Source organism: Streptomyces sp. GbtcB6 (assembly GCF_019091475.1).
GTDB classification, from domain to species: Bacteria; Actinomycetota; Actinomycetes; order Streptomycetales; family Streptomycetaceae; genus Streptomyces; species Streptomyces hyaluromycini.
This window is the reverse complement of the sequence record NZ_JAGXJL010000005.1, coordinates 196,896-216,229: the sequence shown is the minus strand read 5'-3', so window position 1 is coordinate 216,229 and position 19,334 is coordinate 196,896. Positions and strand designations below refer to the sequence as shown.

The 19,334-nt window shown below is 69.9% G+C and carries 21 protein-coding genes; 13 read left to right on the top strand and 8 right to left on the bottom strand.

What is annotated here, in order from left to right; translation table 11 throughout:
- The first annotated feature begins 109 nt into the window (after positions 1–109).
- The 8 genes from KVT45_RS11385 to KVT45_RS11350 all read left to right on the top strand — a co-directional run bounded on the left by KVT45_RS11385 (position 110) and on the right by KVT45_RS11350 (position 4,797).
- A complete protein-coding gene (locus KVT45_RS11385) occupies positions 110–949 on the top strand; it encodes a helix-turn-helix transcriptional regulator (protein WP_217546527.1) in 840 nt (279 codons plus the stop codon).
- On the top strand, positions 933–1,133 hold the full coding sequence (locus KVT45_RS11380; protein WP_217546525.1) for a DUF397 domain-containing protein: 201 nt from the start codon (positions 933–935) through the stop codon (positions 1,131–1,133). The genes KVT45_RS11385 and KVT45_RS11380 overlap by 17 nt, the downstream gene beginning before the upstream one ends.
- 24 nt (positions 1,134–1,157) lie before the next feature.
- On the top strand, positions 1,158–1,529 hold the full coding sequence (locus KVT45_RS11375) for a nuclear transport factor 2 family protein (protein ID WP_217546523.1): 372 nt from the start codon (positions 1,158–1,160) through the stop codon (positions 1,527–1,529).
- 279 nt (positions 1,530–1,808) lie between these two features.
- A complete protein-coding gene (locus tag KVT45_RS11370) occupies positions 1,809–2,630 on the top strand; it encodes a hypothetical protein (protein WP_217546522.1) in 822 nt (273 codons plus the stop codon).
- A 50-nt stretch (positions 2,631–2,680) separates the two neighbouring features.
- Entirely contained in the window at positions 2,681–2,956 is a 276-nt protein-coding gene (locus KVT45_RS11365) for a type II toxin-antitoxin system Phd/YefM family antitoxin (RefSeq protein ID WP_217546520.1), read from the top strand.
- Positions 2,953–3,204 (top strand): type II toxin-antitoxin system RelE/ParE family toxin, encoded by a 252-nt coding sequence (locus KVT45_RS11360; protein WP_217546519.1) that lies wholly within the window; start codon positions 2,953–2,955, stop codon positions 3,202–3,204. The genes KVT45_RS11365 and KVT45_RS11360 overlap by 4 nt, the downstream gene beginning before the upstream one ends.
- A 56-nt stretch (positions 3,205–3,260) precedes the next feature.
- A complete protein-coding gene (locus KVT45_RS11355) occupies positions 3,261–3,836 on the top strand; it encodes a hypothetical protein (protein ID WP_217546517.1) in 576 nt (191 codons plus the stop codon).
- Between the two features lie 166 nt (positions 3,837–4,002).
- Entirely contained in the window at positions 4,003–4,797 is a 795-nt protein-coding gene (locus KVT45_RS11350) for an SDR family NAD(P)-dependent oxidoreductase (RefSeq protein WP_217546515.1), read from the top strand.
- 12 nt (positions 4,798–4,809) lie between these two features.
- Here the strand turns inward: KVT45_RS11350 and KVT45_RS11345 are convergent, their stop codons facing one another.
- The gene (locus KVT45_RS11345; RefSeq protein WP_217546514.1) at positions 4,810–5,454 is read right to left on the bottom strand and encodes a TetR/AcrR family transcriptional regulator; all 645 of its coding nucleotides are present in this window, start codon (positions 5,452–5,454) and stop codon (positions 4,810–4,812) included.
- A gap of 69 nt (positions 5,455–5,523) precedes the next feature.
- Here KVT45_RS11345 and KVT45_RS11340 point away from each other — a divergent pair, with 69 nt between their 5' ends.
- Together KVT45_RS11340 and KVT45_RS11335 are read left to right on the top strand one after the other, a co-directional pair.
- Positions 5,524–6,294, top strand: coding sequence for an MBL fold metallo-hydrolase (locus KVT45_RS11340; RefSeq protein WP_217546512.1), 771 nt, complete (start codon positions 5,524–5,526; stop codon positions 6,292–6,294).
- 98 nt (positions 6,295–6,392) lie between these two features.
- A complete protein-coding gene (locus KVT45_RS11335; RefSeq protein WP_217546511.1) occupies positions 6,393–6,941 on the top strand; it encodes a cupin domain-containing protein in 549 nt (182 codons plus the stop codon).
- A gap of 187 nt (positions 6,942–7,128) precedes the next feature.
- Here KVT45_RS11335 and KVT45_RS11330 read toward each other — a convergent pair whose 3' ends face one another.
- Positions 7,129–8,682 carry a carboxylesterase/lipase family protein gene (locus KVT45_RS11330; RefSeq protein WP_217546509.1) on the bottom strand — a complete coding sequence of 518 codons (1,554 nt, stop codon included), beginning with the start codon at positions 8,680–8,682 and terminating at the stop codon, positions 7,129–7,131.
- Between the two features lie 189 nt (positions 8,683–8,871).
- Entirely contained in the window at positions 8,872–9,744 is an 873-nt protein-coding gene (locus KVT45_RS11325; RefSeq protein WP_217546507.1) for a metallophosphoesterase, read from the bottom strand.
- A 349-nt stretch (positions 9,745–10,093) separates the two neighbouring features.
- On the opposite strand from KVT45_RS11325, the gene KVT45_RS11320 reads away from it, so the two are divergent.
- A complete protein-coding gene (locus KVT45_RS11320; protein WP_217546505.1) occupies positions 10,094–10,558 on the top strand; it encodes a hypothetical protein in 465 nt (154 codons plus the stop codon).
- Positions 10,549–10,953, top strand: coding sequence for a hypothetical protein (locus tag KVT45_RS11315; RefSeq protein ID WP_217546503.1), 405 nt, complete (start codon positions 10,549–10,551; stop codon positions 10,951–10,953). The genes KVT45_RS11320 and KVT45_RS11315 overlap by 10 nt, the downstream gene beginning before the upstream one ends.
- A gap of 21 nt (positions 10,954–10,974) precedes the next feature.
- Here KVT45_RS11315 and KVT45_RS11310 read toward each other — a convergent pair whose 3' ends face one another.
- On the bottom strand, positions 10,975–12,102 hold the full coding sequence (locus tag KVT45_RS11310) for an NADH:flavin oxidoreductase (RefSeq protein ID WP_217546501.1): 1,128 nt from the start codon (positions 12,100–12,102) through the stop codon (positions 10,975–10,977).
- 573 nt (positions 12,103–12,675) lie between these two features.
- On the opposite strand from KVT45_RS11310, the gene KVT45_RS11305 reads away from it, so the two are divergent.
- Complete coding sequence (locus KVT45_RS11305) at positions 12,676–15,000, top strand: ATP/GTP-binding protein (RefSeq protein ID WP_217546500.1); 2,325 nt, start codon at positions 12,676–12,678, stop codon at positions 14,998–15,000.
- Between the two features lie 74 nt (positions 15,001–15,074).
- On the opposite strand, the gene groL is transcribed toward KVT45_RS11305, so the two are convergent.
- The 4 genes from groL to thrC form a co-directional block, all read right to left on the bottom strand.
- On the bottom strand, positions 15,075–16,697 hold the full coding sequence (gene groL, locus KVT45_RS11300) for a chaperonin GroEL (RefSeq protein ID WP_189266088.1): 1,623 nt from the start codon (positions 16,695–16,697) through the stop codon (positions 15,075–15,077).
- Positions 16,698–17,041: 344 nt separating this feature from the next.
- On the bottom strand, positions 17,042–17,248 hold the full coding sequence (locus KVT45_RS11295) for a cold-shock protein (RefSeq protein WP_019057200.1): 207 nt from the start codon (positions 17,246–17,248) through the stop codon (positions 17,042–17,044).
- 468 nt (positions 17,249–17,716) lie between these two features.
- Positions 17,717–17,992, bottom strand: coding sequence for a MoaD/ThiS family protein (locus tag KVT45_RS11290; protein WP_217546498.1), 276 nt, complete (start codon positions 17,990–17,992; stop codon positions 17,717–17,719).
- Positions 17,993–18,035: 43 nt separating this feature from the next.
- The gene (gene thrC, locus KVT45_RS11285; protein ID WP_217546496.1) at positions 18,036–19,319 is read right to left on the bottom strand and encodes a threonine synthase; all 1,284 of its coding nucleotides are present in this window, start codon (positions 19,317–19,319) and stop codon (positions 18,036–18,038) included.
- Positions 19,320–19,334 lie beyond the last annotated feature (15 nt).

The window sequence follows — 19,334 nt, the reverse complement described above, 5'->3', positions numbered from 1 at the left end:
CCTACCTCCACGCTGAGTTCCCGGTTCGCCACACAGCGTGTCGGGCACAGCTCTAACCTGGCTAGATAAGGCATCCCAACAACGTCGGCTGTTGGACAGGGGCGTGCACATGGCAGGACCGAAAGACCTGGACCCGTCGTCATCGCCACGCGCCCTGCTGGGGGCGGAGTTACGGCATGCGCGGGAGCAGAAGGGGCTGAGTCAAGCGGAGTTGGGTCAGCTGGTGTTCGTCAGCGGGTCGTTCATCGGGCAGTTGGAGGCGGGGAATCGGCGGATGCAGCCGGAGTACGCACGGATGCTGGACGAAGTTCTGGAGACGGAGGGCTTCTTCATGCGGAACTGCGGGGCGGCGGCCAAGTCGAAGTTTGAGGCACACTTCGCGGACGTGGCGGACACAGAGGCCCAAGCCACGGCGATCAGGCAGTACGCGCCGCTCCTGATCCCCGGGCTGCTTCAGACACGCGCGTACGCCTGTGCCGTGAACCGTGCGTATGACCCGACGGCCCCGGAGGAGACCATCGAGCTGTGGACGGAAGGGCGTATGGAGCGGACGCGCCTGCTCGATCACCCAACAAAGCCGTTGTTGTGGGCCGTGCTTGACGAGGCGGCGCTGCGCCGAGAAACCGGCGGCCGGGCGGTGATGGCGGAAGCCCTGCGTCACATCGCGGGTCTGTCCCGCCGGAACCGGGTCATCGTGCAGGTGTTGCCGCTCAGTTCGGGTGCACACACAGCGATGGGAGGCGCTCTCAAACTGATGGAGTTCGATGACGCCCCTCAGCTGGTCTACCTCGAATCGGTGCGTACCGGGCGGGTGGAGGACGACCCGGCCACTGTCGCCCACCTGAGGTTCCTGTTCGATCTCCTTGTCGCCTCCGCGCTCTCGCAGGAGAAGTCCCTGGCCCTGATCGAGGCGTTGGCGCAGGATTATGCCCATGAGGAACATCCCTGACGACGACCTGAGCGCGGCCGCATGGATCAAGTCGAGCTACAGCGGCGGCGGCGACAACTGCCTCGAAGTCACCCACGCCTTCCCCACCCTCACCCCCGTCCGCGACTCGAAAAACCCCCTCGGCCCGAAGCTCGTGTTCCGGTCGGCGGCCTGGGCGGCCTTCGTGGAGAGTGTCAAGAAGTGACCGCCACGACCCGAAGGGCCGCCCATGACCAGCACCGTCGCCGACCTGATGCGCCGTAACCTGCTCGACGTCTTCAACGAACCGGATGCCGGGCGCCGCAACGCGGCCATCGCCGAGACGTATGCCGAGGACGTGGTGTGGCACGAGCCCGACCGCGTCGTGCGCGGCCGCGAGGCCCTCTCCGTGCGCGCCGCCGAGCTGCTCGCGGAGCAGCCGGGCTGGGTCTTCCGGCCCGAGGGTCCCGTCTCCGTCACCGACGACCTCGGCCACCTCGGTTGGGTGTACGGCCCGGCCGGCGAACCGCCCGTCGCGACCGGCATGGACATCGCCCACTGCAAGGACGGCGTCATCGTCGACCTCTACACCCTCGTCTCCGAAGCCCCCCGGCCGTCCTGACCCGGCCCCGAGGCTCAAGCGCTCAGCCCCGAGCCCTCTTTTCAAGGAACGGGTGGAGGGCCTCAACCCACCCTCCCACCCCGTGAGTTGACGGCACGCGTTCGGTTTGCCACGCACAGTCACGATCGTCTAGCGTGCCCGCATAACGAACGAAACAGCCCCCGCCAGGCGCTACCAACACCTGCGGGGGCTTGACCAACGAGATCGATGAGGCCCGATCCCATGGCTGACAGCCAGCTTAGTGCTGCCCCTGCGTCCACGCACGCCGCCCCGCACCCCATGGCCAACCCCGGGTACGGCAAGCGGTCCGCGCCCGGCCAACACCGGCGCACCGCGCACGACTTCGCCCATCTCCCACCCCGCGAAGCCGCCATCGCCGCGTACGTCGACCGTCTCCCCGACGGCGCCGACATCTCCGTGAAGACGCTGGCCAAGCAGCTCCCGTACGGCCAGTGCGCCCTCCGCACCGCCCTCAACAACCTCCAGCGGGCCGGGCACTTGAGGCGGGGACGGGAACATCTCGCCGACTCCGGGAGCCGGCGCTGGATCACTCGATCGTGGTGGTCCCGTACCGCACGCGACGATGACTGGTGGGCGGCGTTCACGCGAGGCGCCGTACCGGAGCCGGAGCAGCCCCCCGACCGGGCCCGCCCCACCCGCAGCCGCGCCCACATCCTCCTCGCCGCCCTCGGCCGTACGGCCCCGGCTCTCTCCCTCTCCCAGGCCGACTGCGCCGCCCTCGCCCCACTGCTGACGGAGTGGTTCGCGCGGGGTGCGAGCGACGAGTACGCACTCCAAGCCCTGACCAGCGGCCTCCCCTCCCCCGTCCACCACCCGGCCGCCCTGCTCCGCAAACGCCTCACCGACAAGCTCCCGCCCGAGCCGGTACGGCCCGCTCGCCTGCCTCTCCGCATCCTGGAGTGCGCGAAGTGCAGAGCGCCGGGCCGCCCGGAGGCCCTGCCGGGCGGCATCTGCGGCGCATGCCGGGGCGAACGCGCCCCCAGCGGCCCCAACACGCCCCTGTCACCTTCCGAGGTCCAGTCCCGCGTCGCGGAGATCCGTGGCGCGATGAACCAACGACGAGAGAGGACACCCGCATGACCACCCCTGCACACACACTGCACACACACGCAGGTGTGTACAGTTTTTCCATGGAGACGTATCCGCTTGTGGAGGCCCGGAATCAGCTCGGTCAGCTCGTCAGCCGGGTCCGGCACGGCCAGGAGCACATCCTGATCACCGAGTACGGCAAGCCCGCAGCCGCGCTCATCCCCATAAGCGAGCTTGAGGAACTTCAGCGACTTCGGGACGAGGCGGACATCGCCGAAGCACGTGCACGGGAAGCCGCTCGGTCCGGGCCCTCGATGGCGCACGACGAGTTCATGGCGCAGTTGGAGGAAGAGGACCGCCGAGGAGTCGCTTCGTGATCCACTCGGTGGTGTGGGAACACCACGCCATGGACGAGTTCCGACGGCTCCGAGCGATCGATCCCGTGGGTGCCAAGGCGACGGCCGCAGCGGTACGAGCGCTTGCCGAAGAGCCTTGTCCGGAGGAGGCTCGCGCACTCGGAACATCCGGGTACTACCGCCTGCACGTCGGCACTTGGCGAGTGCTCTACCGCCCGGACGGCGAGACCATCACGGTCTATGTGCTCAAAGTCGGCCGCAGCACCTGACTGCGCCCTCCGACATTCCGGCCGCGGTGTCAGCGCCGTATGCCACGCTGGTCCCCATGAACCACTCCCAGCTCACCGCCCTGGGCCGGGCCCTTCGTCTGCTCGGGGAGCACGGGGAGGCCCTGACCGGCGAGACGACCGACGGCAAGCTGCACGAGGTCAAGGACGACCTCCGGCGCGCTCTGGACCTGCTGGAGGAGAGCGTCAGCAGTGCCGCACCCACGACCCGGTGTGCCGAGCATCCGCAGGGGCCCGTGGACGAGAGCGCCCCCGATCTGTGTCTGCTGTGCGAGACGCGGCGGCGGGCCGCGCGGCGGTCGGAGTTCGGCAGTGGGCCCCGGCCGATGCCGGGCGAGGCCGTCAGTGCGTCCATGTCCCGGTACGGGGTGCGGGGCGACCGGCCGCAGCCGCAGCAGCGCTGGCTGCCGGAGGCGTGGAACGGCCGGGAGTGGGAGCTGTGCGGTACCCCCCGCCGCGACCGGCAGGAGGCCGAGCTGTACCTCGCGGCCCAGCGGCGCGGGTCCCGGCCCGCCATGGCCTACCGGCTGGTCCACGAGTTCACCGACTACGAGGTGCTCCGGGTGTGGGGCACTCCGGTACAGGTGGACATCGAGCCCCTCGGCAACCTCTAGCCGACTTGCTCCGATGCAAGCGGATCGCCGCGGCGCCACCGGAGTGACCTACCGCATCGCCCGGCGCCGGTGCCGCCATCCAGGCGCTGAACGCCTGAACCCTTTGTGCCGGGACGCCGACCCGGGTACCTGAGCCGTGACACGTACGCGGAAGGGGTTCGGCGGGATGAAGATCGATCTGACGGGTCGCACGGCACTGGTCACCGGCTCCACACAGGGCATCGGCGCGGCCATCGCCGTCGGCCTGGCCCGTGCCGGGGCCCGGGTGGGGGTCAACGGCCGGGACGCGCGGCGCGTCGAGGACAGCGTCGCCCGGCTGGCGGAGCAGGCCCCCGGCGCCGGTCTCGTCCCGGTCGCGGCGGACGTGACCAGCGAGGAGGGCGCCCGGCGAGCGGCCGAGGTGCTGCCGCAGGTGGACATCCTCGTCAACAACCTGGGGATCTTCGGCGCCGCGGATCCGCTGCGGATCACCGACGCGGAGTGGCGGCGCTACTTCGAGGTGAACGTCCTGGCCGCGGTACGGCTGACCCGCCTCTTCCTGCCCGGCATGGCCGAACGCGGGTGGGGGCGCATCCAGTACATCGCCAGCGACTCGGCGGTGGCCATCCCCGCGGAGATGATCCACTACGGCATGTCGAAGACCGCGCTGCTCGCGGTGGGCCGCGGCTTCGCCAAGCAGGCCGCCGGCACCGGTGTCACGGTGAACTCCGTGATCGCCGGTCCCACCCACACCGGAGGCGTCGAGGACTTCGTCTACGAACTCGTCGACCGCGACCTGCCCTGGGACGAGGCCCAGCGCGTCTTCATGCGCGAGCACCGGCCGCAGTCGCTGCTGCAGCGCCTGATCGAACCGGAGGAGATCGCCCATATGGTCGTCTACCTCAGCTCCGACCAGGCCTCGGCCACCACCGGGGGCGCCCTCCGGGTGGACGGCGGATACGTCGACTCCATCCTGCCTTGACCGGCCCCGCGCTCACCGTTCCCTGGACAGGAGCATGGCGGTGAGCGTGTCGGCCAGCCATTCCTCGTAGGTGGCGGCCGCCCAGCCCCGTCCCACGGTGAGCTGGGTGAACAGCTGCGGTCCGGCCAGGGCCCAGACGGCGTCCGCGAGGTGGGCCGGGTCCGCCCCCGGACGCAGCGCACCGCTCTCGTCGAGGTGCGTGACGAACGCGGTGACGCCGGTCAGCCGCTCCCGCTCGCCGGTCTCCAGGATCTCCCCGACGTCCGGCCCGGCCTGGGTCAGCAGGGCGAACAGCGGGGCCACGCGCTCATGGATGCCGCGTACGTACGCGGCGTAGAGCCGGAGCTTGGCGACCGGCTCCGCCGTCCGCAGGATCTCGCGCGTCTGGGGGCGGTCCGCCATGGGCACCGGTTCGTCGTCCCCGGCCAGCGTGATGTCCCACAGCGCCTTGACCATGCCCGGTTTGCCGCCGAACGACTTGTACACCGTCTCGACCGAGACACCCGCCAGCTCGGCCACCGCACGGATGGTCGTGGCGTGGAAGCCGTCCCGGAAGAGCAGCTCACGGCAGGCCGCCAGCACCGCCGCACGGTTGCGGCGCGCGGCCTCGCGCCGGCGCTCGGAGTTGTAGGGCCGGCGTGGTGTCTCGCCTGCCATCGGCGCACCCCCTCAATCTGTTACAGTCCGCTGTATCGAATTTATTCTGCTCGGTTGCCGGAGGCTCTCATGTCCCGTCCCGCGCCCACGCAGGTGGCACCAGGCGTCCATCGCCTCGGCGATCACGGCGTCAACTTCTACCTGATCGAGGACCCCGACGGTCTCGTCCTGATCGACGCCGGGCTGCCCGCCCACCTGGAACAGCTGGGCGGACTGCTGGACGACCTGGGCCGTCCCGTGGCCGACATCCGCGCCGTGCTCCTGACCCACGGCCATCTCGACCACACCGGCCTGGCCCACACCCTCCAGAAGGCCGGCGCCGACATCTGGATCCACGAGCGGGACGCCGGCATCCTGCGCGACGGCCCGCGGAGCGTGAACCGCCACGCCAAGCCGGAGCGTTCGATGCTCCCCTACCTGCTGCGCCGGCCCTCCGCGCTCGCCCTCCCCCTCCAGCTGGCCCGCTCCGGGGCCTTCACCGCGCCCGCCGTGCAGGGGGCGCGGGTCTTCGACGCCGACCAGGTGCTGAAGGACCTGCCGGGCGCCCCGCAGGCCGTCGTCCTGGCCGGACACACACCCGGCAGCACCGCGTACCTCTTCGCCGACCGCGGGCTGCTCTTCACCGGCGACGCCCTGGTCACCGCCGACGCGTTCTCCGGTCGTGCCGGGCCCACGCTGGTGTGCCGCTGCTTCACCCACGACAGCCGGGCCGCACTCGCCGCCCTGGACCGCCTCGACGAACTGCCGGCGGCGGGCGTGCTGCTGCCCGGCCACGGTGAGCCCTTCACCGGCGGCATCGGAGCCGCTGCCCAGCTGGCACGCGAGTACGGCGTCCGCTGACCCGCCGCGCGGTCCGCGGCGTCGCACCACCACAGACCTCCGGGCGGTGCCCCCACGCCCGGCGCACCGATGTACCCCAAGATTTCCGAGGAAGAGACATGAGTTCTGCACCGCCGAACAACGACGCGGAGACAGCGGACTACTTCCGTCCGCGCGTCATGCATGTCCCCGCCGAGAAGGGCGTGGTCAAGTGGATGTCCGGCGACGTCTACTCGACCCTGGCACCGGCCGACTCCACCGGCGGCATCCTGGGCTTCACCGACTGCTGGGTGCCTCCGGGCGGCGGCCCGGTGGCACATGTGCACAGGAGTGCCGACGAATCCTTCTACGTCATATCGGGTTCGCTGGAGTTCCTGAACGGCGAGGAGACCTTCGTGGCGAACGCCGGTGACTTCGTCTTCGTGCCGCGGGGCACACGGCACCGGTTCCGGAACCTCACCGACGAGCAGGTGCGCATGGTGGCCTTCTTCACCCCCGGCGGGGGCGAGGGGCTGTGGCTCGAGGGCGGGGACGACCCCGTACCCGGCGAGGAGCCGGTGTTCTGGCCGCCGGAGCGCGGAATGGCGCTGGGACCGCTGCTCGTGCGCAAGGACATCGACATGGTGATCCTGCCCGAGGCGGCGGACCTGGGCGGGCCCGCCGACTAGGCCTAAGCGGGTCCGGCGAAGTCCGGTGCGGTTCTGCAGCACCCCAAAGGGGCGCTGGGGGTACCCCCGGCCGAAGGCTGGGGGAGGAACTGCGCGACCAGCCACGACGGCGCCGCAGTCGGCAGACGGCAGACGGCAGACGGCAGACGGCACATCGCGGCACTTCCAGCGGAGCGCCCAGCCGCGGTCAGCCGAGCAGTGGTGAGGGAGCGAAGTCGTATCCCTCCCACAGCTGCCTGCTGCTCTCCTCCGGGTACGCCGTCACCGTCGGTGTCGTGTCCAGGACCTGGGTGAGGCGGGCCCGGTTGTCGTAGGCCGGCCAGCCCGGGTCGCCGGTCACCGCGAAGGACGTCCACGCGGTGCGGAAGCGGGCGGAGAGGTCCTTCGCCTCGGCGGTGACGTCGGTGCCCGCCCAGAGGAGGTTGGCGAGGTCCGCCTCGAACGTGCCGAAGAGGAGCGGGATGTCCAGGCCGTGGCAGGCGCCAAGGAGTCCGCCGTTGCCCGGGGCACCCCAGGTCAGTTCGTAGAGGTGGGCCCGGCCGCCGCCCGCGGTCTGCGCCTCCGCCAGGCGCAGGGACGGTATGGCGAACAGCCAGTCGGTCTGGACCCGTTCGTACAGCTCGCTCGGCGAGGCGTCGGGGTGGGCGGCGCGGTAGGCGTGGTCGCCCGCCGTGCCGCCCGGTGCGAACAGGCGCAGGGCGCCGGTCGCCTGCTCGTCCGTGATCTTGCCGTACATCCCGCTCATGATCAGGAACAGCCGGAACTCGTCGCGGTTGTGACCGACGAGGAGGTCCACGTCCCGCGCGGAGCCGGACGCCAGCGCCTGCCAGGGAGTGGTGGGGAGCACCTCGCCGTCGACCACCGGGGAGAACGGGGTGACCGTCGGCGCGATCTGGCCCCAACGGTCCACGTACTGCGGCATCTTGGCGCCGAGCGCCTGCCCGGCCTCGGTCAGCCGGCGCGGGTCGGTCGCCGCCAGGTCGGCCACCGTGGGACGCAGGCCGGCCTCGGCCGCGAGGGCCCTGCCGATGTCCTCGGCGAGCTCGGCGGAGAAGAAGGTGCCCGGGACGCTCTGCGCGATCGCCCGCCGGAACAGGCCCCGCGCCCTCGGCATCGCCAGGAGGGAGGCCACCGATCCGGCGCCCGCCGACTCGCCGAAGACCGTGACCCGGTCGGGGTCGCCGCCGAACGCCGCGATGTTCTCGCGCACCCACTCCAGCGCCGCCACCTGGTCCAGCAGGCCCCGGTTGGCGGGCGCCCCCTCGATGTGGGCGAAACCCTCCATGCCGACGCGGTAGTTGAGGGAGACCACGACCACGTCGCCGTCGCGTGCGATGTGCTGGGCGTCGTAGCCGGGGCTGCCGGAGTGGCCCAGTTTGTAGGCGCCGCCGTAGATCCACACCATCACCGGGCGGCGGGCGGCCGGATCCGGGGCGGGTGTCCACACGTTCACCGTCAGCCAGTCGTCGCCCTCGGGGGCGTCCAGGACACCCGGGGCTCCCTGGATGCCCAGGTCCTGCGGGGGCGGCGGGCCGAAGACGTACGCCTCACGCGTCCCCTCCCAGGGCCGCGCCGGGCGGGGCGCCGCGAACCTGGCCGCTCCCACCGGGGGTTCGGCGAACGGTATCCCCCGGAAGACCGCCAGGCCGTCCTCCCGAAGGCCGCGCACGGCACCGGCGGTGGTGCGCACGACGGGGCCCTCGGCCGCGGGCGCCGGCTCGGCGGACTCGTTCGTGATCATGATCGCTCACTTTCGACGGCTGGTTGCTGCCACTTCCGACGACTGACCGCTGTCGCTTCGACGACCGGCCGCTCCCACCGTTTCTGGTGATCGCTGCCGGTTTCACAGCCGGTCACTGATGAAACGTCCGGCGCTTCGCACGAGTGCCGAACACCCCTCACCCGTTGGAGTGAATCCAGGCAATCCAGGTCAGCCGTGCCGGGCCACGAACGCCCTGGCCTCCGCCTCGTCGATCTCGTACACCGTCTCATGGGCGCGCGGATCCCGCGCATGGAAGGTGTGGAACATCGGGCTCGCGGGCCCGCCCAGCTCCACCAGCGACGCCGACGCCCCGCGCACCGCCCGCTCACCACCGGGCGCCACGGCCAGGTCGATCCGGTTGACCACCCCCGGCGTCACCCACACCGGCACCGACTCCAGCATCCCGAAGAGCTGGAGGTGGTAGTGGCCCGTGAGGATCACCCGTACGTCGCTCCCCCGGATCGCCGCCGCCAGGTCGCCGGGGTCGCGCAGCCCGAAGGCCTGCTGGGTCGGCGAGATGTCCAGGGCGAGGGGCGGGTGATGGAAGGCGAGGACCGTGCCGTGCGCGGCCGGGGTGCGCAGCACCTCGCGCAGCCACTCCAGCTGGGGCGCGCCGAGGCGGCCGAAGATCTTGCCCGGCACGAGCGAGTCCAGGGTGACGAAGCGCCAGCCGCCGACCGTGCTCACGGCGGCCCGCTCCTCCGAACCGAACACCAGCTCGGCGCGATCGGTGCCGTCGGCGTCCAGATGCCCGCTGCCCAGCACCTTGGCGAAGGCCTCGCGCTCGTCGTGGTTGCCGGTGGTGCAGAGAACGGGGATGTTCCGGGCCTCGGCGTAGGCACCGATCAGGGTGCGCAGAGCCGTGTACGCCTCCGCCGAGCCGTCGTCGGCGAGGTCGCCGGTGACGACGACCGCGTCGAGGCCTTGGAGATGGCGGAGTTCGTCGAGCATCAGCCGCAGCGACGCGGTGGCGTTGACACCCCGCCTGTTGGGGGCGTCGGTGCGGTCCAGGTGGGTGTCCGAGAGATGGAGTATCCGCATGGTCAGGACGCTACCGGTGACTTCGGCAGCCGTCACAAGCCAATAACGAAGTTCGTGCGCGAAACCGCCGGTCCCATCACCCCACTTGGGACGTTCTGGCAGCTCAGCACCGGTTTGCCCGACAGGCGACCCATGGCCCGTGCATAGAATGCACCCATCCGGAGCAGCGGTTTCCAGCCAGGTCAAGAGTCAGGAAGACCCGCGGCTCGCTCCTTGGGCATCTCGTGACCGTTCCCGGGAGACGCCCTCACAGGTTCCTGACGTCCCATGCCCCAGTCAGCCGCCGACCTGAGAGCCGAGCCGTGATGAAGTACGCGACCCACGCAACCCGCACGCCAGGCGGACGGCGATGACCGGCCTGCTCAAGCAGCTGCGCGTCTCGCTCCTGATCACCCTCGGGTTGTCGGCCTTCACCGCGTCGGGACGCCTCCTGGAGGGGCTGGTACGGGGGGACTTCCTCGCGACCCTGGGCGACCAGGCCTCGCGCGCGGCCATCGTGTGCACCCTCGTCGCCGTCGTGCACTCGGTGATCTACGGCGCGATGCGTTTCGGCCGGCCGGAGACGCGCGGGGCGCGGGGCGCCTGGGCCGGGGTCGGGGTGCTGATGGCGCTCGACGTGGTCCCGCTGTTCGCGGCGGGTCAGGTCGTGCTGGCCCTCATACCTCTCCTGGCCGCGGTGGGAGGCTGGGGCCTCGGGAGGTACACCGGCGTGGAAGCGGACGCCGCGCCATACGGCGCCCTGATCTTCGGCGTCCTGTCCCTGCTGGTGCAGCTGATGGCCGCCGTGATCATGAGCATCGGGGGATGGCTGTGACCGTCTCCGCGGACACCGGCGCCCTGTGGGCCACCCTGCTGGCACTCGCGGGCCTGCCCGCCATCGGGTACGCGCTCTTCACCAGGCTCACCGGCCGGGGGCGCAAGGGGGCTGCCCCTTGGCGGGTGCAGGACGACCCGACGACCTGGGTCGGGGCGGGTGCGGCGGTCGCGGGCCATGCGCTGGCCGCGGTCACCGTGGTCGGGGAGTGGGGCAGGGTATTCGGGTTCCTGACGACGGCGTACATCGGCGGATGTGTCGCGGGTGCCTTCGTCTATGCGTACGACACCTGGGTGCGCGAAGGCGAGCAGCGCCGGCGTGCCCTGCGCCCGGCGCTGCTGCTCGTGGTGCCCTACGCGTTCGCCCTCGGGTTCTTCGGCCGGATCGCCGGCTGACCCGAGGGCGAACGGGCGGGGTCAGCTCAGGCTCTTCAGGGCCGCCGCGTCGTACGCCGTGAGCTCGTCCGTGCGGCCGGCGAGGACCTTCGCCGCCCACTGCGGGTCCTGGAGCAGGGCGCGGCCGACGGCGACCAGGTCGTACTCGTCGCGCTCCAGGCTGTCGAGGAGGTCGTCGATGCCCTTGAGCGGGGAGCCCTCGCCCATGAAGCCCTTGATGAAGTCGCCGTCGAGGCCGACCGAGCCGACGGTGATGGTGGGCCTGCCGGTGAGCTTCTTGGTCCAGCCGGCCAGGTTCAGGTCGGAGTCCTCGAACTCGGGGAGCCAGTAGCGGCGGGTGGAGGCGTGGAAGACGTCGACGCCGGCGGCGGCCAGCGGGGTGAGGATCGCCTCCAGCTCCTCCGGGGTCTCGGCGAGGCGGGCGTCGTAGTTGTCGGACTTCCACTGCGAGTAGCGGAAGATGACCGGGAACTCCGGGGACACCGCCGCGCGTACGGCGGCCACGATCTCCGCGGCGAACTTCGTACGGGCGACCGGGTCGCCGCCGTACGCGTCGGTGCGGCGGTTGGTGCCCGCCCACAGGAACTGGTCGAGCAGGTAGCCGTGGGCGCCGTGCAGTTCGACGCCGTCGAAGCCGATGCGCTCGGCGGCGGCCGCGGCCTCGGCGAACGCGCGGATGACGTCGTCCAGGTCCTGCCGGGTCATCGCCCTGCCCTCGCCCTCGGTGCCGTCCAGGCGGATGCCGGAGGGGCCGACGGCCGGGGCGTCCGCGAACGGCGGCTGGCCCTGCTTGCGGACCATGCCGATGTGCCACAGCTGCGGGACGATCGTGCCGCCGGCCGCGTGCACCCCTTCGGCGACCTTCGCCCAGCCCGCCAGCTGCTCCTCGCCGTGGAACCGCGGGATACGGCTGCTCTGCCCGGCCGAGTCGTGCCCGACGTACGTCCCCTCGGTGACGATCAGACCGACACCTGCGGCGGCCCGGCGGGAGTAGTACGAGACCACGTCCTCGCCGGGGACGCCGCCGGGGCTGAACTGGCGGGTCATCGGCGCCATCACGATCCGGTTGGGGACCGTGAGCCCGTTCAGGGCGATGGGACGGGAGAGGATCTCGGCCGCGCGGGAGGCGGGAGGCGTGGTGACGGTCACGTGGGGGGCTCCTCGTGAGTAGGTCGTATACCGGGCGGGTCGTATACCAGTCGGTATGTGCACGCGCATCGAGTGCACGTCTGTGCACAACGACTGCCCGGTCGTACGCATTCCCGGTCCCGCCCGGGTGTGGTGTGACCCCGGACACGGGCCGACGGCCACCCGTGTTCCGCACCCTCCATGTGCGGGTGCACGGCCCCTGCCATTCCACGCACGGCGGGTCAGGCCTGCCAGTGCCCACGCAACCACCACAGCGCGAGGCTGACGAGTCCCGAGCCGGCGGCACCCGCGGCACCCAGCGCCGCCTGCCGCGCAAGCCGTCGCCACCACACCCTTCGCGTCACACGCGGCCGCTTGGCCCCCTCGGACCCGGAAACAGTCATCGCACTTCCTCCCGCTCAGGTTCAGGGCCTGCGCCCAGGATCAGATCGTGGCCGACACCGGACCGCGCTCAGGCGTCAAACGGCGCTGCAGGTGTTGCCGTTCTCATCGGCAGCGTTGCCGGGTGTTGCCGATGAGAACGGCAACACCTTTTTGCCCCGAGGCAAGTTGGTACGCAGCGATACTGACCAAATGCGTGACGCTCAAGCACCCGCCCGCAGCGAGGAAGCCGCGGCCGACCCGGTCCAGCCCGTTCGGCTGGCCCCGCTGAAGGACGACCTGTCACCCGAGAAGCGAGCACTCGCGGAGGACTTGCGGCAGATCTTCCTCACCTTGGGGATCAGTGTGCGGCGCTATGCCGCGCGCAGGCATCTGGACGCGAGCACCGTGACGCGTTACCTCAGCGGCCGGGTTCCCCCCTGGGATTTCGTAGCGGGTCTGGTGACAGATGTGCAGGAGGCGCAGAAGCCGCTCACCTCGGAGGCCGAGGCCGGGCTGCGCGAACTGCACCGAACGGCGTTGAAGTCCAACCGGCACAGCAGTGAGACGCAGGAGCTCACGGACCGGCTGGCGGAGGCCGACCACGAGGTCCGGCGCATCACCACCAGGGAACGGGCCCTGGCCGAGATACTGATGGACCGTGAGGGACGGCTCGCCCGGGTGCGCGGCTGGTGCCGCAACCTGGAGGCGCAGATAGAAGAGCAACTCCTCGCCCACCAGGCCGAGGTCGCGCTGTGGCGCGGCGAGTACGCGCGGTTGGAGGAGGAGTGCGGCGACCTCCAGGAGCAGGTGATCTACCTGCAGGAGGCCCTGGCGGTCACGCGCGCCGAACTGATCGCCGCAGAGGACCGCTGTCATCGGCTGGAGAGCCGGCTCGACACTCTCCAGGAACTGGGCGCGCAGCAGGCCGGGAACGACGAGAGGCCGTCGATCGTGGCCATGCTGGAGGAGGCGGACCGCCGGTCCTCGGTACCAGAGCTGGTGCGGACGGTGGGAGACCTGGAACAGCGCACCCGGCGGGCCATCGCGAGCGAGTTGGTGCGGTCGGCCAGCCAGTCGCGCACGGTCGAGGAGGTGGCCGGTCTGCTGTCCGGTCTGCAGCAGGCGGGCTTCGACGCGCATGCCCGCGCCGCCTTGCCGACCATGGTGGTGGTGCGCTCCGTGGACGACACCGGTGCTCTCGCCAGGGAGCTGATCCGCGAAGGGCTGGAAGAGTACGTACTGGTCCTTGTGCAGGCGTCGGTGAAGTTCCACGAACCCGCCGACATCGCCGCGTTCGCGCACGCACTGCACCTCGCCGATCTCGCCGTGTACGCCGAGGGACTGCTCGCGGCCGTGGCCGTCGTCCGCCCTGTCGCCGACGTGGTGTCGACAGCGGCGATGCTGGTGCCGGGGGAGCTCGACAGCGCGGTCGTCACCGCCCTGTCCGCCGCCGGAGCACAACGCGGGGTGGCTGACCTGGTCACGCTGAGCATCGCACTGCGCGAAGCCTGCCTGGCCGAGTTCGCGGACGCCGTCCAGCTGGCGGCAGCGGCTCAGCAGTCCGCGGCTGACGTGGCCGAGTTCATCCACTCGCTGAGCCGGCACGGCCTCACCCAGGACGCCGAGACCGTCTTCGACGCCACGCAGAACCGCAGTGTCGGGCATCTGATCCCGCTCGTGCTCGCCCTGCGGGACGACAGGGTCTGGTCGGTTCTGTCCCGTGCCGCGACTTCGCGGTGGAGCGACGAGATCGCCGTCCTGATCAGCGAGCTGTACATGACAGGACGCCATCAGTTATCGACGAAACTCCTGCTGCAGACCATCGCCGACAGGCCGGACCCACAGGTCCGGGAGCTGGCCAGGGCCCTCGACGGCATGGCACCGGGTTCGGAGGCCGCGCTGCAGGCCGCGGTCAGATCCCTCTCGCCGGACGACGCGGCACAGTTGCTCATCCGCATGGACGCCTATGGGCTGCCCGAACAGGCCGAAACCGTGTTCCGATGCGCCGTGCACGACGAACTCGCCGGTCAGGCCGGGCAGTTCCTGGCTACGCTGGTCCGCAAGAAGTCGCGCTACGGCGACCAGTACGAGCTGTGCCAGCACGCCAGGGGGATGACACCGTCCACGCTGGCTCCGCTGCTGCTGGCCATCGAGTCGGCCTCACTGACCGGGCACCTCGACGCGGTCATCCGAACGTACTGCACCGACTGCCCGATTGTGGACGTCGTCCTGCTGGCGAAGCGGCTGGCCGCTGAAAAGCTCCTGGTCATGCGAGCCAACAGCGTATTCGGGAAGATTCTCGAGCATATGGTCCAGACACGTTCCATCGCCGATCTGTCGGGACTCGTCAGCGCCTTCCAGTCGGCAGGGCTCGACGTCCACGCCAAGCGGCTCGCAGAACAGGCACTCAGGACACACGGCCGGCGTTTCCGGGACATGCTGACGACAGAGCAGACCAAGCACGAGCAGAAGGTGATGTCCCGCGCGTTCTGGCGGCCTCTTCCCGAGGCCCGGCGTCGTGGACGAAGCGCGTGACACGCCGAAGGGCGGCCCCCCTGGAACAGGGAGTGCCGCCCTCGGTACTGCGTCAGAACATCCGAGCCTCAGGCTCAGAAGTCCATGTCACCGCCCGGCATGCCGCCCGGAGCGGCCGCGGCGGCCTTCTCCGGCTTGTCGGCGATGACGGCCTCGGTGGTGAGGAACAGCGCGGCGATGGAGGCGGCGTTCTGCAGCGCGGAACGGGTCACCTTCGCCGGGTCGATGATGCCCTCGGCGATCAGGTCGACGTACTCGCCGGTCGCGGCGTTGAGGCCGTGACCCGGGGTGAGGTTGCGGACCTTCTCCACCACGACGCCGCCCTCGAGGCCGGCGTTGACGGCGATCTGCTTCAGCGGGGCCTCGAGCGCGAGCTTCACGGCCTGTGCGCCGGTCGCCTCGTCACCCTCCAGCTCCAGCTTCTCGAAGACCTGGGAGGCCTGGAGCAGGGCCACGCCACCACCGGCGACGATGCCCTCCTCGACGGCCGCCTTCGCGTTGCGAACGGCGTCCTCGATGCGGTGCTTGCGCTCCTTGAGCTCGACCTCGGTCGCGGCACCGGCCTTGATGACGGCGACGCCACCGGCGAGCTTGGCCAGGCGCTCCTGGAGCTTCTCGCGGTCGTAGTCCGAGTCGGACTGCTCGATCTCGGCGCGGATCTGGTTGACCCGGCCGGCGACCTGGTCGGACGAGCCGGCCCCGTCGACGATGGTGGTCTCGTCCTTGGTGATGACCACCTTGCGGGCCTTGCCCAGCAGGTCGAGGGTCGTGTTCTCGAGCTTGAGACCGACCTCCTCGGAGATGACCTCGCCGCCGGTGAGGATGGCGATGTCGTTCAGCATCGCCTTGCGGCGGTCGCCGAAGCCCGGGGCCTTGACCGCGACGGACTTGAAGGTGCCGCGGATCTTGTTGACGACCAGGGTCGACAGGGCCTCGCCCTCGACGTCCTCGGCGATGATCAGCAGCGGCTTGCCCGACTGCATGACCTTCTCCAGGAGCGGGAGCAGGTCCTTGACGGAGCCGATCTTCGAGTTGGCGATCAGGATGTACGGGTCGTCGAGGGACGCCTCCATACGCTCCATGTCGGTGGCGAAGTACGCCGAGATGTAGCCCTTGTCGAAGCGCATACCCTCGGTGAGCTCCAGCTCCAGACCGAAGGTCTGGGACTCCTCGACGGTGATGACGCCTTCCTTGCCGACCTTGTCCATGGCCTCGGCGATGAGCTCGCCGATCTGGGTGTCGGCGGCGGAGATGGAGGCCGTGGAGGCGATCTGCTCCTTGGTCTCGACGTCCTTCGCCTGCTCCAGCAGGGCACCGGAGACGGCCTCGACGGCCTTCTCGATACCGCGCTTCAGGGCCATCGGGTTGGCGCCGGCGGCGACGTTGCGCAGGCCTTCCTTGACCAGGGCCTGGGCGAGCACGGTCGCGGTGGTCGTACCGTCACCGGCGACGTCGTCCGTCTTCTTGGCGACTTCCTTGACCAGCTCGGCGCCGATCTTCTCGTACGGGTCCTCCAGCTCGATCTCCTTGGCGATGGACACACCATCGTTGGTGATCGTGGGGGCGCCCCACTTCTTCTCAAGGACGACGTTGCGGCCCTTGGGGCCGAGGGTGACCTTGACGGCGTCGGCGAGCTGGTTCATACCGCGCTCAAGGCCGCGCCGCGCCTCCTCGTCGAACGCGATGATCTTGGCCATGTGAAGTGGTCCCTCCAGGACTGGGGGTGAGTCTTCGGACCGCGCCCGCGCCCGCGACGGACGGCTCACCGGCCCGTGGGTTCCTTGCCCCACCCGGCCTGCGGGCCTCACCGACCCGGTCCTTCTTTGTCACTCTCACCTTCAGAGTGCTAACGCCAATGATTAGCACTCGGCATGGTCGAGTGCAAGCGCCTCTCGCAGTCCGGCGGGACCTCCGGGCGCGCCGGGGCCGGATCCGCGGGCCCGCCGGGGCCGGACCCCGGGCACGCTGAAGGGCTCGCACCCAGTGGGTGCGAGCCCTTCAGCAGAAGAACAGAAGAACGTCGCTGCAGTCGGCGCGTGCTTCAGCTGGTCGCCAGCCGGACCATGTCCGCCTGCGGCCCCTTCTGGCCCTGCGAGATCTCGAAATCGACCCGCTGACCCTCTTCCAGGGTGCGGTAGCCGTCCATCTGAATCGCGCTGTAGTGGACGAAAACATCCGCACCACCGTCGACCGCGATGAAGCCGTACCCCTTCTCCGCGTTGAACCACTTGACGGTGCCCTGAGCCATGCCTAACTCCCCTATTACTGGCCCTTGCACAGATCCACACTTCGCGGATCCGGGTCAGACCTCACCCCCCATTGGTTGGGGGCGTGCGCCGGAACGCGTCGACCGCGGCTGAATGTATCTGTCCAACTGCCGTCTGCAACAGGTCAATCGGACGAGAATTCTGGACGGGCGGGGTCCGGAATGTAGCGAGAATTCGGCCGAATTCAGGGCAAGTCGGGCTCCAGGAAGGCCACAAAAGCCGCATATAACCCGCACACTTTGGCTACTTCTTGTCGGGCTAGCGGTATCGAATACGGGGCCCCCGACCTGGAGATCGGGACCGCGTTCCCCAACTGTACCGCGCTCAACCACACAGAATTGCCCCCTCCGCTTCTCTCACGGAGGGGGCAATCAGATGAACAGTCGGTGATCGGCGTTACCGAAGGTAATGTTCGGTCATTCGATCAGCCTGTCAAGCAGGTCAGCGGGTCAGCCGCCGGCGACGGCCGGGATGATGGAGACACCGGCCCCGTCCGGGGTGGCGGTCTCCAGACCCTGCTCGAACCGCACGTCGTCGTCATTTACGTACACATTGACGAACCGGCGCAGCTTGCCCTGGTCGTCGAGAACGCGCGCGGCGATCCCGGTGTGGTTCTTCTCCAGGTCGGAGATGACCTCGCCGAGGGTGGTGCCTTCGGCGGCGACTTCGGCCTTACCGCCGGTGTAGGCGCGCAGGATGGTGGGGATGCGAACGGTGACGCTCACGTTTTTACCTCCGGTCTGGGCAAGGCCCTATTTCTCGGGGGACTCAGGCGAGCCCGGCCTCACGGAAAGACTCCAGATTCGGGCGAATGGTCGCGGTGAGCCCGGTACCCGCGACCGCGTCCAGCGTCTTCAGTCCATCACCGGTGTTGAGTACAACAACCGACTTCGCCGGATCGATCAACCCATTCTCAATGAGCTTCTTGGTGACTCCAACCGTCACCCCGCCGGCGGTTTCCGCGAAGATTCCCTCGGTCCGCGCGAGCAGCTTGATCGCGTCGACGACCTGCTCGTCGGTGACGTCCTCCACCGCGCCGCCGGTGCGCCGCGCGATGTCGAGGACGTACGGGCCGTCGGCCGGGTTGCCGATGGCGAGGGACTTGGCGATGGTGTTCGGCTTCTGCGGGCGGACCACGTCGTGGCCCTCCTTGTAGGCCACCGACACCGGCGAGCACCCCTCGGCCTGGGCACCGAAGATCTTGTACGGCTTGTCCTCGACGAGCCCGAGCTTGATCAGCTCCTGCAGACCCTTGTCGATCTTCGTGAGCTGCGAGCCGGAGGCGATCGGGATGACCAGCTGGTCCGGGATCTGCCAGCCGAGCTGCTCGCAGATCTCGTACGCCAGGGTCTTGGAGCCCTCCGCGTAGTACGGCCGCAGGTTGACGTTGACGAAGCCCCAGCCCTCGCCGGCCGAGTCGCCGATCAGCTCGGAGCAGAAACGGTTCACGTCGTCGTAGTTGCCCTCGATGCCGACGAGCTCGCCGCCGTAGATCGCGGCCATGACGACCTTGCCCTGCTCCAGGTCGTGCGGAATGAACACGCAGGAGCGGAAGCCGGCCCGGGCGGCGGCGGCACCGACCGCGCCGGCCAGGTTGCCGGTGGAGGAGCAGGAGAGAGTGGTGTAGCCGAAGGCGCGGGCGGCCTCGACGGCCTGGGCGACGACGCGGTCCTTGAAGGAGTGCGTCGGGTTGCCGGAGTCGTCCTTCACGTACAGGCCGCCGGTCACCCCGAGCTCACGAGCCAGGTTGTCGGCCTTGACGAGCTTGGTCCAGCCGGGGTTGATGTTCGGCTTGGTCGCCACGTCCGCGGGGACGGGCAGCAGCGGCGCGTAGCGCCAGATGTTCGCGGGACCCGCTTCGATCTGCTTGCGGAGCTCCTCGGTGTCGTAGGCCGAGAAGTCGTACGCGATCTCCAGCGGGCCGAAACACTCCTCGCAGGCGAACAGCGGGCCGAGCGGAACGCGGTGACCGCACTCGCGGCAGCTCAGGGCGGCGGCGGGACCAAGGTCTACGGTGGAATCGGTGGCGCTTGCAACAGTCTGCACAGCCATGTGAGGCGAGGCCCT

Bases quoted from the DNA above. Each gene is read 5' to 3' on its own strand.
- KVT45_RS11330 (WP_217546509.1), bottom strand. From the start codon at position 8,682: ATGATCACGAACGAGTCCGCCGAGCCGGCGCCCGCGGCCGAGGGCCCC.
- groL (WP_189266088.1), bottom strand. From the start codon at position 16,697: ATGGCCAAGATCATCGCGTTCGACGAGGAGGCGCGGCGCGGCCTTGAG.
- KVT45_RS11345 (WP_217546514.1), bottom strand. From the start codon at position 5,454: ATGGCAGGCGAGACACCACGCCGGCCCTACAACTCCGAGCGCCGGCGC.
- KVT45_RS11340 (WP_217546512.1), top strand. From the start codon at position 5,524: ATGTCCCGTCCCGCGCCCACGCAGGTGGCACCAGGCGTCCATCGCCTC.
- thrC (WP_217546496.1), bottom strand. From the start codon at position 19,319: ATGGCTGTGCAGACTGTTGCAAGCGCCACCGATTCCACCGTAGACCTT.
- KVT45_RS11350 (WP_217546515.1), top strand. From the start codon at position 4,003: ATGAAGATCGATCTGACGGGTCGCACGGCACTGGTCACCGGCTCCACA.
- KVT45_RS11370 (WP_217546522.1), top strand. From the start codon at position 1,809: ATGGCCAACCCCGGGTACGGCAAGCGGTCCGCGCCCGGCCAACACCGG.
- KVT45_RS11355 (WP_217546517.1), top strand. From the start codon at position 3,261: ATGAACCACTCCCAGCTCACCGCCCTGGGCCGGGCCCTTCGTCTGCTC.
- KVT45_RS11375 (WP_217546523.1), top strand. From the start codon at position 1,158: ATGACCAGCACCGTCGCCGACCTGATGCGCCGTAACCTGCTCGACGTC.
- KVT45_RS11335 (WP_217546511.1), top strand. From the start codon at position 6,393: ATGAGTTCTGCACCGCCGAACAACGACGCGGAGACAGCGGACTACTTC.
- KVT45_RS11320 (WP_217546505.1), top strand. From the start codon at position 10,094: ATGACCGGCCTGCTCAAGCAGCTGCGCGTCTCGCTCCTGATCACCCTC.
- KVT45_RS11380 (WP_217546525.1), top strand. From the start codon at position 933: ATGAGGAACATCCCTGACGACGACCTGAGCGCGGCCGCATGGATCAAG.
- KVT45_RS11315 (WP_217546503.1), top strand. From the start codon at position 10,549: ATGGCTGTGACCGTCTCCGCGGACACCGGCGCCCTGTGGGCCACCCTG.
- KVT45_RS11305 (WP_217546500.1), top strand. From the start codon at position 12,676: ATGCGTGACGCTCAAGCACCCGCCCGCAGCGAGGAAGCCGCGGCCGAC.
- KVT45_RS11385 (WP_217546527.1), top strand. From the start codon at position 110: ATGGCAGGACCGAAAGACCTGGACCCGTCGTCATCGCCACGCGCCCTG.
- KVT45_RS11365 (WP_217546520.1), top strand. From the start codon at position 2,681: ATGGAGACGTATCCGCTTGTGGAGGCCCGGAATCAGCTCGGTCAGCTC.
- KVT45_RS11325 (WP_217546507.1), bottom strand. From the start codon at position 9,744: ATGCGGATACTCCATCTCTCGGACACCCACCTGGACCGCACCGACGCC.
- KVT45_RS11295 (WP_019057200.1), bottom strand. From the start codon at position 17,248: ATGGCTCAGGGCACCGTCAAGTGGTTCAACGCGGAGAAGGGGTACGGC.